Here is a 14,257-nt window from a genome sequence, read left to right on the forward strand (position 1 = left end):
ATGAATAGAGGCATATTTCCTAGAGTTCTGAAAAGCGCCATTTTGGCGCTTTTTCTCGTTGGGGCAGTCGTCCCGTCCTCCTTCGCGGCGCAAACTGCGGGACAGCAACAGCAGTTGATGGCGTTCGATTCGGAGCCGCTGACGATCGTATCGGCCAAGGGGCAGACTCATAAATTCACCGTGGAGCTGGCGCTGACGCCGGCGCAGCTTGAATATGGTCTGATGTATCGCGACAAGATGCAGGGCGACCACGGCATGCTGTTTGATTTCGGCGCGCCGAGGCCGGTCATGATGTGGATGAAGAACACCGAGCTGTCGCTCGACATGCTCTTTCTGGACCAGAGCGGCACCGTTACCCATATCCAGGAAAACGCCGTGCCTTATTCCGAAACGATCATCAATTCCGGCGGGCCGGTCGCCTATGTGATCGAGCTGAACGGCGGGATCGTCAGGAAGCTTGGCCTTGCCGTCGGCGACAAGGTGGCGAGCGCGACGATTTCGGCAAAGCTCGGCAAGTAGCTTTTCACTGGAAGATCTGCACGGCGCGATTTTAGCTGTTGCAGCGTGGGGACGAACCGTGTATCTCCCCACTCGTTCCGCCGGACGGGTGTCATGCGGTGCAGGAACTTGAAACGTGATCCTTTTGCGAAAACGCAATATTCCAGCGGATCATGTTTGCGGGTACGGAGTGTAGCGCAGTCTGGTAGCGCATCTGGTTTGGGACCAGAGGGTCGGGAGTTCGAATCTCTCCACTCCGACCATTTTAAAATTTCCCTCTTTATGTCGATGAATTCGCGCCGAGGCTGGCGGCCTTTTCGCTTGAAAACAAAGGGATTCGCGGCTAAGCAAAGGTCGTGTTCGGTCGGTCTTCAAAGGCCGCGCCAAGGCAAAAGAAGCAAAGAAGCGGGTCGTTCCCGCTTTAATCGGAGGCGCTGCAGCGATGCCTGCCAAGATTTATCGTCCCGCAAAGACCGCCATGCAATCCGGCAAGGCCAAGACCAACCTGTGGGTTCTGGAGTTCGATCAGGAAATCCCGCGCAAGATCGATCCGATCATGGGCTATACGTCTTCGGCCGACACCCGCCAGCAGCTTAAGCTGACGTTCGACACGCAGGAGCAGGCTGAGGCCTATGCCCAGCGTAATGGCGTAGAATACCGCGTCATCGCTCCCAAGGATGCCGATCGTCAGGTGGTCTCCTATACCGACAATTTCCGTTACACGCGCATCCAGCCCTGGACTCACTGAGACCGGTGTTTATTGAAGCCGCCGCCCATTGAGTTTGCCGGCGCTTTCAGGCATGTGTTGGCGGCCGTAATCAACTTGCGGCTTGGCCTATGGCCCCTTAGCTCAGCTGGATAGAGCACCTGCCTTCTAAGCAGGTGGTCGCAGGTTCGAATCCTGCAGGGGTCGCCATTTTCCCGATATGATTTGCGCGTGGTTGCATCGCATGCCTATATCCAAGCGCCATTAGCACCGTTTCCTGTTCAGTTCGCCGCTCTCGGCCAGCTGCCGGCATCCACAGGTCTTGTTGCATCGACCGTCATCTGGATGAGGTCGTAGCCGAACATCGATCCGGCCAGTTTGATGACGATGATGGTCGCGCTTAAAAGTGCAAGCCCGCCGATGATTCTGTCGCTTTTCTTCACGGCCCGCTTCCCCCGACGTCTCGTGAATGCCGCGTTATTCGCGGCGGCAAAGAGTATATCGCGTTTTGTGCGAAGCGCTACAGGGCTCGCTCACGTTGCCAAGCGACCGGCGGCGATCAGGAGGAGGCAGCCTGCGATACCCTCGGTCCAGCGGCGACGGCGATCGCTGAAGCCCGCGCGCGATCCGATTACTGCGAGGATGAGGCTGAGGAGGACATCGACGACCGCGCAGAGCCCGATGAATACAGCCGAGAGCAAAGACGCCTGCAGCGCTATGTTTCCATCGTGGCTGATGAACTGCGGTAGGATGGCGAAATAGATCATCATGCCCTTGGGGTTGACGGCGCAGGATGCGGAAACGATTGACCATTTTATCGCTGCCATGAAGAAGCTGCCGCAAGTGATGGAATGCTACATCATGCTCGGCGAAAGCGATGCGCTGCTGCGTGTCGCCGTTTCCGATCTTGATGACTACAGACGATTCCAGTCCACGCATCTGACGAAGGTCAACAGCATTCAGAACGTCAAGACAGACGTGCCATGTGAGATCGTCAAGCAGACCTATGCTCTGCCGCTGGGCTGACAGGTTTGCTTGGCAGCCTTTATCCTGAGGACTGCACATGAAAAACCCGCCGGCTGCGAGGCAGCGGCGGGTTTTCCCTGGTCGAACCGTTGCTCGATTAGTGCAGGATTTGGCTCAGGAAGAGCTTGGTGCGCTCATGCTGTGGATTGTCGAAGAATTCCTTCGGCGAATTCTGTTCGACGATCTGGCCCTGGTCCATGAAGATGACGCGGTTGGCGACCTGGCGGGCAAAGCCCATTTCGTGGGTCACGCAGAGCATGGTCATGCCTTCTTCGGCAAGGCCCACCATCGTGTCGAGCACTTCCTTGATCATTTCCGGGTCGAGCGCGGAGGTCGGCTCGTCGAACAGCATGATCTTCGGGTTCATGCAGAGCGAGCGGGCAATCGCCACGCGCTGCTGCTGGCCGCCCGAAAGCTGGCCGGGATATTTCTTCGCCTGTTCGGGGATCTTGACGCGCTTGAGGAAGTGCATGGCGATTTCTTCCGCCTGCTTCTTCGGCATCTTGCGCACCCAGATCGGCGCCAGCGTGCAGTTTTCCAGAATGGTCAAGTGCGGGAAGAGGTTGAAGTGCTGGAACACCATGCCGACTTCGCGGCGCACTTCATCGATTTTCTTCAGGTCGTTCGTCAGCTCCACGCCGTCGACGATGATCTGGCCTTTCTGATGCTCTTCCAGGCGGTTGATGCAGCGGATCATCGTCGATTTGCCCGAGCCGGAAGGACCGGCGATGACGATGCGCTCACCGCGCATGACCTTCAGGTTGATATCGCGCAACACATGGAAGTCGCCATACCACTTGTTCAGATTGATCATATCGACCGCGACCTCGGTCTCGGAAACGGTCATTTTTTTCGATTGGGCATCAGCCATTTTTTTATTCCCTCAGTTTTTATCGCTTATAGCCAGTGTCGAGATGGCGTTCCATGAAGCCTGAATAGCGCGACATGCCGAAGCAGAACAGCCAAAAAACGAATCCGGCGAAAACGAGACCCGTCACTGGAGTCACCGCGCTTGCCCAAGTCGCATCCGAGAAATTCTGGCGGACGATGCCGAGCAGGTCGAACATGCCAATGATCGCAACGAGCGACGTGTCCTTGAACATGCCGATATAGGTGTTGACGATGCCGGGAATGACCAGCTTGATCGCCTGCGGCAAAATGATCAGCCGCATCTTCTGCCAGTAGCCGAGGCCGAGCGAATCCGCACCCTCGAATTGGCCCTTCGGTATTGCCTGAAGACCGCCGCGGATGACTTCCGCCATATAGGCCGAGGTGAAGATCGAAAGGCCGACTACCGCACGCAGCAGCTTATCCACCGTCCAGCCTTGCGGCATGAAGAGCGGCAGCATGTAGCTGGCCATGAACAGCACCGTGATCAGCGGCACGCCGCGGATGATTTCGATGAACGCGACGCACAGCATGCGAAGGACGGGCAGTTTCGACCGACGTCCCAGCGCAAGCAGGATGCCGAACGGAAAGGAGACCGCGATTGCGACGAAGGCGATCACCAGCGTCACAAGCAGACCGCCCCATCTCTCCGTTTCCACGGTCTCGAGGCCGAGGCCGCCGTGGAGCAGGAAGAACGAGACCACCGGCAGCACGAAGAATGCCAGGATTGCATTCAATCCTTTCCTGGGAACTGACGGCATCAAGAGCGGCGCGAAGGCAATGATCGTCAGGATAATGACGAGTATCGGCCGCCAGCGCTCGTCCGGCGGATAGAGGCCGAACATGAAGATGACGAATTTTGCGCGAACGAAGGCCCAGCAGGCGGCGTTCCAGCCGTCCGGCTGCGTTCCGCCCTGAACCGTGGTGGCACAGAATGTGCGATCGGTTCCACTCCAGACTGCCTGTATGAACAGCCAATTGACCAGATGCGGGATCGCCCAGGCAAGCAGGGCAATGGCAAGAATAGTCAGAACGACGTCCTTCGGTGAGGCAAAGAGGTTCTTTCTGATCCAATGCCATGCGCCTTTTTCGCCGGCAGGTGCAGGTTGCTGCGACAAAAGGGTCTTGCTGACGAAGCTTTGATTTGGATTCGGCATCTTATCTCTCCACCAGAGCCATCTTGGCGTTGAACCAGTTCATGAACAGCGATGTTATGATGCTCAGGGCGAGATAGATGACCATCCATATGATGACGACCTCGACAGCCCGGCCGGACTGGTTGAGGATCACGCCGCCGACGGCGACGAGATCGGCATAGCCGATGGCGATGGCGAGAGACGAGTTCTTGATGAGATTGAGATATTGGCTCGTCAGCGGTGGAATAATGATGCGCATTGCCTGTGGAATGACCACGAGTCTGTTGATGGCTGAAGCGCGAAGGCCAAGTGCACCTGCGGCTTCAGACTGGCCTTTTGGCACACCGCGGATGCCGGCGCGCACGATCTCGGCGATATAGGTTGCCGTGTAAAGAGACAAAGCTAGAAGGAGGGCGAGGAACTCCGGCCCCACGACCATCCCGCCCGTCAGGTTGAACTTGCCTGCAACGGGATAGTCGAACGAAAGCGGCATGCCCGTGACCAGGAAGACCAGCAGCGGCAGGCCGATCAATATCCCGAGCGACACCCAAATGGTGTGAAATTGCTGCCCGGTTGCCGCCTGACGCCTATGCGCCCGGCGCGCCACGAAAAATACGGCCGCTATGGCTATAAGAAACGCAACACCCACAGCCCACATTCCCTCGCCGAAGATCGGTCTCGGAAAGGCGAGGCCACGATTGCTGAGATAGGTGGCGAACGGCAGATGCACGGCATCGCGCGCTTGTGGCAGCAGCACCAGAACGCCGCTGTACCAAAAGAAGATGACGAGCAGTGGCGGGATATTGCGGAAGAGCTCGACATAGGCTTGTGAAAGCTTCGCGATCAGCCAGTTGCCTGAAAGTCTGCCGATACCGATGATGAAGCCTACGATCGTCGCTGCGACGATACCGACCACTGAAATGAGAAGAGTATTGAGCAGGCCGACGAGCAGCGCTTGCGTATTGGTGGAATCACTCGAATAGGGGATCAGCGCCTGTCCCAGATTGAAGCCGGCGCGGCCTTCGAGGAAGTTGAAGCCGAAGGAGCGGTTCAAGGCGCGCAGATTGTCCATTGTATTCTCGATGATGAACCAGCAGATCAGCACGAGAATGACGATGGTAAGTACTTGATAGAACACACCCCTGACTTTGGGATCGTACAGCACCCTTGATATGGGTGAGCGCTCGCCTTCAGGCGAATTTGCAGTAATTGCCATGCAGAGTTTTTCCCCAATGTGCCCGTTTCAGGCTTGTTTTCTTGAGGGGAGAAAGGCGGATTGCCGCCTTTCTCCGAAAGTTGGCCTATTTCCGCTTAGCGGACCGGAGGCGCGTATTGGATGCCGCCCTTGCTCCACAGGGCATTGAGACCGCGAGAAATCTTCAGCGGGCTGCCTGCACCGATATTGCGATCAAAGAGTTCGCCGTAATTGCCGACGCCCTTGATGACGTTGTAAGCCCATTCATTGGTGAGGCCCAGGTCGGTACCGATCGTGGAACCCTGCTCGGCGCCGAGGAAACGCTTGATATCAGGGTTTGCCGAACCCTTCATCTCGTCGACGTTCTTCTGCGTGATGCCGAACTCTTCGGCATTGACCAGCGCATAGGCGGTCCAGCTGACGATGTTGAACCACTGATCGTCACCCTGGCGAACAGCCGGGCCAAGCGGCTCCTTGGAGATGATTTCAGGCAGAACGACGTTGTCGTCCGGATTCTTCAGCGTCAGGCGCAGCGCATAGAGGCCGGACTGGTCTGTCGTGTAGACGTCGCAACGGCCGGAGTCATATGCGGTGTTGACTTCCTCGAGCTTGTCGAAGACCACCGGATTGTACTGCAGGTTGTTGGTCTTGAAGTAGTCGGCAAGATTGAGTTCCGTCGTCGTGCCGGATTGCACGCAGACGGCTGCGCCGGAAAGTTCAAGCGCCGACTTCACGTTCAGCTCCTTGCGAACCATGAAGCCCTGGCCGTCATAATAGGTGACGGGGCGGAACTTGAGACCGAGCGCGGTATCGCGGTTGATGGTCCAGGTGGTATTGCGAGAAAGCACGTCGATTTCGCCCGACTGCAGCGCGGTAAAGCGGTCCTTGGCGCTGAGAGGCGTGTACTTTACCTTCGTCGCATCTCCAAAGACAGCCGAAGCGACGGCCTTGCAGAAGTCGACGTCAAAACCGGCCCAGTTACCGGATGCGTCTGGTTGTGCGAAGCCAAGAAGGCCCGTATTCACGCCGCACTGGATGAAGCCCTTGGCCTTCACGTCGCTCAGCGTCGAAGCCGAGGCGCCGGAAACGGTGTAAGCCAATGCTGCGGCTCCGAGAAACGCGGAGAGAGCAAACTTGTTCATCTTTCCCTACCTTTGTCTATTGTTTTATATTTAAAATTTATCGCTCCCGAAGCAGGTTCCTGGAGAACCACGTTCCCTCACTCTCCCGGTGCGAGTGGTCCTATCACAGTCGTAAATGGATTGGCGGTCAAGAGATTGACCCCAATATTGCGGATTTATTCGGCATTTTCACTTTGCGCGGCCGAAAAATGTGCGCTTGGCGTCAAAATGGGCACCGCTTTGCCAAAAAACTGCACGGAGATGGGGTTTATCACGCTGTTTTTGTTATTTTAGCCTTCTAATAATATGCCGCCTCGGCAGGATCGGGGTTGACCCCACCGGACTTGCCCGCCACAAATCCGGTTTCCTACAGCGCCAAAGGCATATCCGGACATGAAAGACAAAGACACATTCCTGCAGAACGCCGGCATCAACACGCGTTTATCCCACATCGGCAATTCGCCCTTCGATTTCCACGGCTTCGTCAATCCGCCTGTCGTGCACGCCTCCACGGTGCTTTTCCCCAATGCGCGCGTCATGGAGACACACGACCAGAAATACACCTATGGCACGCGCGGCACGCCGACGACGGATGCGCTGTGCGAGGCGATCGATGCGCTGGAAGGGTCGGCTGGAACGATCCTCGTGCCGTCCGGGCTTGCGGCGGTCACCGTGCCGTTTCTCGCTTATTTGTCCGCCGGCGATCACGCCTTGATTGTTGATTCGGTCTATGGCCCGACACGCTTCTTCTGCGATACCATGCTGAAGCGCCTCGGCATCGAGGTCGAGTACTACGATCCCATGATCGGAGCCGGCATCGAACAATTGATCAGGCCGAACACCAAGCTGGTTCACACCGAGGCGCCGGGTTCCAACACTTTCGAGATGCAGGATATTCCGGTGATCTCGGCGGCTGCCCACCGGCATGGCTGCGTGGTGACCATGGACAATACCTGGGCGACGCCGCTCTATTTCAAGCCGCTCGATCACGGTGTCGACGTCTCCATTCATGCCGTCACGAAATATCCGGCCGGCCATTCCGATATTCTGATGGGAACCGTTTCCGCCAACGCGGCGCACTGGAAGCAGTTGCTGGACGCGCACGGTCAGCTTGGCATCTGCGGCGCGCCTGACGACGCCTATCAGGTGCTGCGCGGATTGCGCACCATGGGCGTGCGCCTGGAGCGGCATCAGGAGAGCGCACTTGCGATTGCCGAGTGGCTCGAGGGCAGGGAAGAGGTCGCGCGCGTACTGCATCCGGCACTGCCGAGCTTCCCTGGACACGAATTGTGGAAACGCGACTTCAAGGGCGCAAGCGGGATCTTCTCTTTCGTGCTGGCGGTTGACGATGAGCGGAAATTCAAGGCGAAGGCGCATGCCTTCCTCGATGCCTTGCGCATTTTCGGTCTCGGCTATTCCTGGGGCGGTTTCGAAAGTCTTGCTCTGCAGGTCAATCTCAACGACCGTCGCGTCACCAAGGCTCCGACGGAAGGCCCGGTCATCCGTCTGCAGATCGGCCTGGAAGACGTCGCCGATATCAAGGCGGATATCGAAAAGGGTTTTGCCGCAGCCAAGGCGGCTTGATCAGCCGATGGCGCGATAGCCGTAGATCCAGTCCATGTCCGCCGCGAGGCTTTGCGGTGGACGAAGCGACAGAACGAGGTCGCGCGCCATCCGGATCGGCCCGCGTGCGTGATAGGCAAATTGATTGAAGGCGGCGCGTTGTCGCAAGCGGGCGATGCGCGGCGCTCGATGTTTCTCATAGAGATCGAACGCTTCAGGCAGTGGACGTGCCGCCAGCATGCCGGCGAGCTCGAAGGCGTCCTCGATCGCCATGGCCGCGCCTTGAGCCGCAAACGGCATCATCGCATGCGCGGCGTCACCGATGAGAATCACATCGCGCCGGTTATGCCATTTGCCGGCTTTCATCTCGTAAAGTGGCCAGAAGCTAGCCTGTTCCTGTCTTTCCAGCATGTGCAGGATCGCGTCATTCCAGCCGGAGAAGCCGCGCAGCATGCTCTCTCTCTGAGCTTTGCTGCCGGTGGCGTTCCAGTCATGGCTGGCGCTGCTGCCGGAAACGATCGCGACCATATTGAATGCAGCATTTTCTCGGATCGGGTAGCAAACGAGATGGCTGGAGCGGCCGAGAAAGGCCGTGACGCTGGTGCGGTTCAGGATCGCCGGCGCGGATGCTTCCGGAACCGTGAAGCGCCATGCGATATTTCCGGAAAAGAGCGGCGAGGGGGCACCGGGCACGAGGGAGCGTGTCTTCGACCAGACACCATCGGCGCCAATGACGAGATCAAAGTCGCGGCCAACGATTCCATCCGGCATCGTTCGGTCTTCAAGATCGATGCGTCGGCCAAGATGCAGCGCGCACAGCGCATTGGCGGCGACGGCATCGAGAAGCGCCTTTTGCAGCGTGGCGCGATGTGCCGTACCGTAAGGTGCTCCCCACCGTCGCCTCGCAAAATTCCCACATGGGACGGATGCGATTTGCCGCAGCGAGGAGCCGGATACCAGCTGAACCTCCTCAGGCTCCAGCCAGACCGACCGAAACGCATCGAGCACGCCAAGCGTATCGAGGATGCGGGAGGCATTCGGCGAAATCTGCAGGCCGGCGCCGACTTCGGTCAGCGCTTCGGCCTGTTCGAAAATATCCGATTCTATGCCATGCCTCGCCAAAGCCAGCGCGGCCGTCAATCCAGCTATTCCGGCGCCGATGATGGCAGCTCTTTTGACCGGCATCGATTATGTCCGATCGGAATCGACGGGATTACGCTGCCTTGAAGTGAAAGACGCAGCCGGCGGGATTGGTCTGATCCGCCTTCAGCGACGGATTATAGCGATACAGCGTCGAGCAGTAGGAGCAGACCTTCTCGTTCTCGTCGCCAAGATCGATGAAGATATGCGGATGATCGTAGGGAACCGAGGCGCCAGTGCACATGAATTCCTTCACGCCGATTTCGATGACGCGATGTCCGCCGTCGTTCTGGAAATGGGGAATATTGTGGCCGGCCATGATGATCTCCGAATGCGTCCTGCCGTAAGCGGCATGAATGTTGCGCCAGACTTGCTAGCCCCTCTTTATAATCCTTCTTCCTGCTTGTGTAGTGCGAAAGTCCGGCTTGATGCAGAGATTTTCGCACGCGCAGGGTTCATTTGATATCGCCGATAAAATATGGTCCGGCGCCAACAGAACCCAGCTTGCCCAACAGAACCCAGCTTGCGAAGACGAAGCCATGAATTTGAATGCTCCCACGATGTCTAATTTTGTCCGAGACGGATTGAAGCTCGCCTTTTTCGATGAGGGCGATCCCGGCGGCGTGCCGGTGCTGCTCATTCACGGCTTTGCCTCGACGGCGATTGCGAACTGGGTCAACCCGGGCTGGCTCAAGACGCTTGGCGAGGCGGGCTACCGCATGATCGCCATCGACAATCGCGGCCACGGCTTGAGCGACAAGCTTTATGACGCCGATGTCTACCACCCCTGGATCATGGCCGAGGATGCCGTCGCTCTCCTCGACCATCTCGGCATATCCGAGGCGCATGTGATGGGCTATTCCATGGGCGCGCGCGTTGCCACGTTCATGGCGATCGCACATCCCGATCGCGTCCGCTCGCTGGTGCTTGGCGGCCTTGGCATCGGCATGGTCGAGGGGGTCGGCGATTGGGATCCGATCGCGGACGCGCTGGTTGCACCGTCGCTCGATGACGTCACGCATCCGCGCGGGCGTATGTTCCGCGCCTTTGCCGAGCAGACGAAAAGCGACCGGCAGGCGCTGGCCGCCTGCATCCAGGGCTCGCGCGATCTGGCGGCGAGGGAAGATGTGGCAAGGATCGAAGCGCCGGCTTTGATCGCCGTCGGCACCAAGGACGATATTGCCGGCTCCGGCCATGAACTGGCGGCGCTGATGCCGAATGCCGAGGCCATCGACATCCCGAACCGCGATCATATGCTTGCCGTCGGAGACAAGATCTTCAAGGCGGCGGTTCTCGAGTTCTATCAGCGCCTCGACAGGCGCTACTGCATAATTCCTTAAATCGGAATCGATTTAAGGATAAAATTATGCAGCAGATTTAAGGTGCTACAGCGACCTTTGCGCGTCATATATGACGCGCGGCGCTGTAGAGCATTTCCCCAGGAAAAGTGCGCAGCGGTTTTCCGTCCGGAATGCGTCAAGAAGCAAAATGCGCCAGGAAACAAAAGGATAGAGCGGTTTCGCGATTCGAAGAAAAGCGGAAGTGCTCTAGGTCACTTGCCGGTGAAATGGGGTTTCCGCCGCTCGGCAAAGGCGGCGCGGCCCTCGGCATAGTCGGCGCTGTCGAAGGTTTCGGCGCCGATCACCTCCGCTTCGCGCAGCAGGTCTCTATCCTGCTCGATGGCGGCGCGGATCGCGAGTTTCGAGGCATGCAGCGCGATCGGCGCATTGGCTGCGATCGCATGGGCGAGGGCAGAGACCTCGCTGTCGAAAGCGTCCGCCTCGATTTCCTCCAGAAGAAAGCCGGCGGCAACCATCTTCTCGCTCGACATGGGAGCGCCCGTGAACAACGTGACCTTGGCCATCTGCGCCCCAAGGGCGTTGACGATGTCCTGCACCGCATCGGCGGGATAGGCGATGCCGAGGCGAACGGCGGGCACGGAAAACCGTGCGCCGCGTTCGGCGATCCGCAAATCGCAGGCAGCCGCCAGCCCGAAGCCGCCGCCATAGCAGATGCCGCGGATCGCCGCGATCGTCGGCACGCGGCAATGCCGGATTGCCTCGAAAGCCTGGCTGTTCAACGCCTCATAAGCGACCGCGGTCTCGGCGTTCTTGCGGAGGTTATCGAATTCGCTGATATCGGCGCCGGCGGAAAAATCCGCGCCGGTGCCACGAAGGACGACGACATGCGTATGCGCTTTGTCGGTCAGCATGCGCACGGCTTGCGGGATGGCACGCCACATGGCGGCGGTCACCGCATTCTTCCGGTCGGGGTTGCGGACGGTGATCGTGCCTATGGCATCGCTGCACGTCGCCTGGATGAGACCGCCGGCAAAATCATGCTCGAAATTCATGCGCGACCAACCCATTTGTCTTGTGTGGCATTTATTCTATATAATGTATCCCTGACAGAAAATCGGGAGGCCGCCAATGGTCGCAGCAACGGACATTCGCCCTGTAGAGGGCTTGGGCGCGGTTAAGGTCATGGATCCCATATGGGACAGCATGCGCGAGGAAGCTCGCGCCGCTGCCCAAGAGGATCCGTTGCTTGCCGCCTTCCTCTATTCGACGATCATCAACCACCGTTCGCTGGAGGAATGCGTTATCTATCGCATCTGCGAACGCCTCGATCATCCCGACATGCAGGCCATTCTCCTGCGGCAGACATTCGAGGAGATGCTGGCCGACTGGCCGGAGTGGGGATCGATCCTGCGCGTCGACATTCAGGCCGTCTACGATCGTGATCCCGCCTGCCTGCGGTTCCTGGAGCCCGTGCTCTATTTCAAGGGGTTCCATGCGCTGCAGACGCATCGTCTCGCGCACTGGCTCTACAATCACGGTCGCCGCGATTTCGCGCTTTATCTGCAGAGCCGTTCCTCGAGCGTTTTCCAGACCGATATCAATCCGGCGGCGCGCATCGGCAAGGGCATCTTCCTCGATCACGCGACCGGCCTCGTGGTGGGTGAAACGGCCGTGATCGGCGATAACGTTTCGATCCTGCACGGGGTCACGCTAGGCGGAACCGGCAAGGAAGGCAGCGACCGTCACCCGAAAATCGCCCATGGCGTATTGATCGGCGCCGGCGCCAAGATTCTCGGCAATATCCAGATCGGCCATTGCTCGCGCATAGCCGCCGGCTCGGTGGTGCTGAAGGAGGTGCCGCCGAAGACGACGGTTGCCGGCGTTCCGGCCAAGGTGGTCGGCGAGGCCGGCTGTTCCGAGCCATCCCGCTCCATGGATCAACTGCTCGCCGAACGCATGGTTGTCGACCAGATCAAGGGTGCGGGAATCTAGGGGAAATCCAGCCTGACTTTCGGAGGCTCGCGCTGCCGGCGGACAGGTATGCGCGGTTCCGGTCTTTACACCGCCGCTTTTCCTATGCAAGAAGCGGCCAACCGAGATCCTCACGGAGAAGCATTGTGAAGCCTGAAGAAATCAAGAAACTCGACGCCTATTTCAAGCGCACGTTCAACCCGCAGATCGTGGTGAAGGCCCGTCCGCGCAAGAACGATTCTGCGGAAGTCTATCTCGGCGAAGAGTTTCTGGGTGTCGTCTATATCGATGACGAAGATGGCGATCGCTCCTATAATTTCTCGATGGCGATCCTGGACGTCGATCTCTAATTTTATCGATTGCGTATAGCGATCGTATACTCGGGCCGTATTTCATTGAAAATGCGGCCCTTTTCTTTGGCAATTGCCAATTTGCTCATTCCGCGGCCTTTCTGAGCCGACACAGCTTTTCCGTCCTTAAATGCTAATATTTAAACAAAGCCTTGGGTTGCAGGGGCAATGATATATATTAGAAAAAACAGAATGATGCGGTGCACTTCTTGCGGCTGACATCGCGTTGTCACCAGAAATGCAACCAAGGGATGATATTGCGTCGCACAAGACTACTTGACTAATTGTGCGTCGCATTTAAGCTTTGCCCTGTAAACCGGCCGCCGGCCGGCCAACAAGGGACGGAGAAGCATGTTCAATTTCGAAGACGCGAACAAGAAGGGCAAGGAAGCCATGGACACGGCGCTGAAGAGCTATTCCGATGTCACCAAGGGCTTTCAGGCAATTGCTGCGGAAGCCGCCGAATATTCCAAGAAGTCTTTCCAGGATGGCGTTACCCACGTCGAAACGCTCGCCGGCGTCAAGAGCTTCGAAGCTGCCTTCGAACTGCAGAGCAGCTATGTAAAGTCTTCCTACGAAAACTTCGTCGCCGAAGCCACCAAGCTCGGCGAAATGTATGCAGATCTCGCCAAGAATGCCTATAAGCCTTACGAAGCGCCCGTTGCTGCCGCGACCAAGGCCGCCAGCAAGGCAGCAGCAACGGCAACCGCCGCTTAAGTTCCCGCCGAGAGGCAAAATTTCCGGAAGGACCGGCCACGCACGGCGTGGCCGGTCTTTTGCGTTTTCGAGCACTGAACCGAAGCTGAGGATATGTCGCGACTTTTTTGGCCGCAGCCCGTTTTGTCAGCGAATTGTGATTGCAGTGTCCCGCAAGGGGCTTAAAATCACGCCAATATGAACTAAGTTAGAGGTTCGGATATCTGGCCCGACCAAATGAAGAAACCAATCCTAGTTGCCAAGTCGGAATGCGATAGCTTCTGCCGGATGATTTGAGGAAAGAACGAAATGATCGCTGAGCCGATCCGGATGCAAAACAACAGCGAAAGGAACGGGGACAACGGAAATCGCGGGACCTCGGTGATTACGCGCACCAAGCCCAAAACCAAGAAACCCAATCTATACCGCGTGCTGCTTCTGAATGATGACTATACGCCCATGGACTTCGTGATCCATATCCTGGAGCGTTTCTTTCAAAAGGATCTCGAGAGTGCCACCCGCATCATGCTTCACGTCCACAACCACGGCGTCGGCGAGTGCGGGATATATACATATGAAGTAGCCGAAACGAAGGTGAGCCAGGTGATGGACTTTGCCCGGCAGCACCAGCATCCGCTGCAATGTGTTATGGAAAAGAAGTGAGGA

General features: G+C 57.8%; 18 protein-coding genes and 2 tRNA genes. 11 read left to right on the forward strand and 9 right to left on the reverse strand.

Annotation, left to right across the window (positions count from 1 at the left end; all coding sequences use genetic code 11):
- The 4 genes from CCGE531_RS09200 (at nt 1) to CCGE531_RS09215 (ending at nt 1,414) form a co-directional block, all read left to right on the forward strand.
- Complete coding sequence (locus CCGE531_RS09200) at nt 1-519, forward strand: DUF192 domain-containing protein (protein ID WP_120663881.1); 519 nt, start codon at nt 1-3, stop codon at nt 517-519.
- A gap of 165 nt (nt 520-684) precedes the next feature.
- Nucleotides 685-761 (forward strand) — tRNA-Pro (locus tag CCGE531_RS09205).
- Nucleotides 762-940: 179 nt separating this feature from the next.
- A complete protein-coding gene (locus CCGE531_RS09210; RefSeq protein ID WP_120663882.1) occupies nt 941-1,246 on the forward strand; it encodes an ETC complex I subunit in 306 nt (101 codons plus the stop codon).
- A gap of 91 nt (nt 1,247-1,337) precedes the next feature.
- Nucleotides 1,338-1,414: transfer RNA gene (locus tag CCGE531_RS09215), tRNA-Arg, on the forward strand.
- Nucleotides 1,415-1,485: 71 nt separating this feature from the next.
- Here the strand turns inward: CCGE531_RS09215 and CCGE531_RS34215 are convergent.
- Nucleotides 1,486-1,647, reverse strand: coding sequence for a hypothetical protein (locus CCGE531_RS34215; RefSeq protein WP_162943879.1), 162 nt, complete (start codon nt 1,645-1,647; stop codon nt 1,486-1,488).
- 90 nt (nt 1,648-1,737) lie between these two features.
- Nucleotides 1,738-2,031, reverse strand: a complete 294-nt coding sequence (locus CCGE531_RS34755; RefSeq protein ID WP_245459031.1) for a hypothetical protein — start codon at nt 2,029-2,031, stop codon at nt 1,738-1,740.
- Nucleotides 2,032-2,050: 19 nt separating this feature from the next.
- Here CCGE531_RS34755 and CCGE531_RS34760 point away from each other — a divergent pair, with 19 nt between their 5' ends.
- Entirely contained in the window at nt 2,051-2,230 is a 180-nt protein-coding gene (locus CCGE531_RS34760) for an Lrp/AsnC ligand binding domain-containing protein (protein ID WP_245459118.1), read from the forward strand.
- 97 nt (nt 2,231-2,327) lie between these two features.
- Here CCGE531_RS34760 and CCGE531_RS09225 read toward each other — a convergent pair whose 3' ends face one another.
- The 4 genes from CCGE531_RS09225 to CCGE531_RS09240 all read right to left on the reverse strand — a co-directional run bounded on the left by CCGE531_RS09225 (nt 2,328) and on the right by CCGE531_RS09240 (nt 6,591).
- Complete coding sequence (locus CCGE531_RS09225; RefSeq protein WP_120663883.1) at nt 2,328-3,101, reverse strand: amino acid ABC transporter ATP-binding protein; 774 nt, start codon at nt 3,099-3,101, stop codon at nt 2,328-2,330.
- A 19-nt stretch (nt 3,102-3,120) separates the two neighbouring features.
- Nucleotides 3,121-4,275, reverse strand: a complete 1,155-nt coding sequence (locus tag CCGE531_RS09230; protein ID WP_120663884.1) for an amino acid ABC transporter permease — start codon at nt 4,273-4,275, stop codon at nt 3,121-3,123.
- A gap of 1 nt (nt 4,276) precedes the next feature.
- A complete protein-coding gene (locus CCGE531_RS09235; RefSeq protein ID WP_120663885.1) occupies nt 4,277-5,470 on the reverse strand; it encodes an amino acid ABC transporter permease in 1,194 nt (397 codons plus the stop codon).
- Between the two features lie 95 nt (nt 5,471-5,565).
- The gene (locus CCGE531_RS09240) at nt 5,566-6,591 is read right to left on the reverse strand and encodes an amino acid ABC transporter substrate-binding protein (RefSeq protein WP_120663886.1); all 1,026 of its coding nucleotides are present in this window, start codon (nt 6,589-6,591) and stop codon (nt 5,566-5,568) included.
- Nucleotides 6,592-6,963: 372 nt separating this feature from the next.
- Here CCGE531_RS09240 and CCGE531_RS09245 point away from each other — a divergent pair, with 372 nt between their 5' ends.
- Nucleotides 6,964-8,154 carry a cystathionine beta-lyase gene (locus CCGE531_RS09245; protein ID WP_120663887.1) on the forward strand — a complete coding sequence of 397 codons (1,191 nt, stop codon included), beginning with the start codon at nt 6,964-6,966 and terminating at the stop codon, nt 8,152-8,154.
- Here the strand turns inward: CCGE531_RS09245 and CCGE531_RS09250 are convergent, their stop codons facing one another.
- Together CCGE531_RS09250 and CCGE531_RS09255 are read right to left on the reverse strand one after the other, a co-directional pair.
- Nucleotides 8,155-9,318 carry an FAD-dependent monooxygenase gene (locus CCGE531_RS09250; protein ID WP_120663888.1) on the reverse strand — a complete coding sequence of 388 codons (1,164 nt, stop codon included), beginning with the start codon at nt 9,316-9,318 and terminating at the stop codon, nt 8,155-8,157.
- A gap of 28 nt (nt 9,319-9,346) precedes the next feature.
- Nucleotides 9,347-9,592 carry a zinc-finger domain-containing protein gene (locus CCGE531_RS09255; protein WP_015339780.1) on the reverse strand — a complete coding sequence of 82 codons (246 nt, stop codon included), beginning with the start codon at nt 9,590-9,592 and terminating at the stop codon, nt 9,347-9,349.
- A gap of 220 nt (nt 9,593-9,812) precedes the next feature.
- Between CCGE531_RS09255 and CCGE531_RS09260 the strand changes: the two genes are divergently transcribed.
- Entirely contained in the window at nt 9,813-10,613 is an 801-nt protein-coding gene (locus CCGE531_RS09260) for an alpha/beta hydrolase (RefSeq protein WP_120666663.1), read from the forward strand.
- 212 nt (nt 10,614-10,825) lie between these two features.
- On the opposite strand, the gene CCGE531_RS09265 is transcribed toward CCGE531_RS09260, so the two are convergent.
- Nucleotides 10,826-11,626, reverse strand: a complete 801-nt coding sequence (locus CCGE531_RS09265) for an enoyl-CoA hydratase-related protein (protein ID WP_120666665.1) — start codon at nt 11,624-11,626, stop codon at nt 10,826-10,828.
- Between the two features lie 76 nt (nt 11,627-11,702).
- Between CCGE531_RS09265 and cysE the strand changes: the two genes are divergently transcribed.
- The 4 genes from cysE (at nt 11,703) to clpS (ending at nt 14,254) form a co-directional block, all read left to right on the forward strand.
- Entirely contained in the window at nt 11,703-12,566 is an 864-nt protein-coding gene (gene cysE / locus CCGE531_RS09270; RefSeq protein ID WP_120663889.1) for a serine O-acetyltransferase, read from the forward strand.
- Between the two features lie 125 nt (nt 12,567-12,691).
- The gene (locus tag CCGE531_RS09275; protein WP_047633271.1) at nt 12,692-12,895 is read left to right on the forward strand and encodes a DUF3126 family protein; all 204 of its coding nucleotides are present in this window, start codon (nt 12,692-12,694) and stop codon (nt 12,893-12,895) included.
- Between the two features lie 351 nt (nt 12,896-13,246).
- Nucleotides 13,247-13,612: a phasin family protein gene (locus tag CCGE531_RS09280; protein ID WP_120663890.1), complete on the forward strand. Its 366-nt coding sequence runs from the start codon at nt 13,247-13,249 to the stop codon at nt 13,610-13,612.
- 288 nt (nt 13,613-13,900) lie between these two features.
- Nucleotides 13,901-14,254 (forward strand): ATP-dependent Clp protease adapter ClpS, encoded by a 354-nt coding sequence (clpS, locus tag CCGE531_RS09285; protein ID WP_069612294.1) that lies wholly within the window; start codon nt 13,901-13,903, stop codon nt 14,252-14,254.
- Nucleotides 14,255-14,257: the final 3 nt, after the last annotated feature.

Origin of the sequence: Rhizobium sp. CCGE531 (assembly GCF_003627795.1) — a bacterium.
In the GTDB taxonomy this organism is placed as follows: domain Bacteria; phylum Pseudomonadota; class Alphaproteobacteria; order Rhizobiales; family Rhizobiaceae; genus Rhizobium.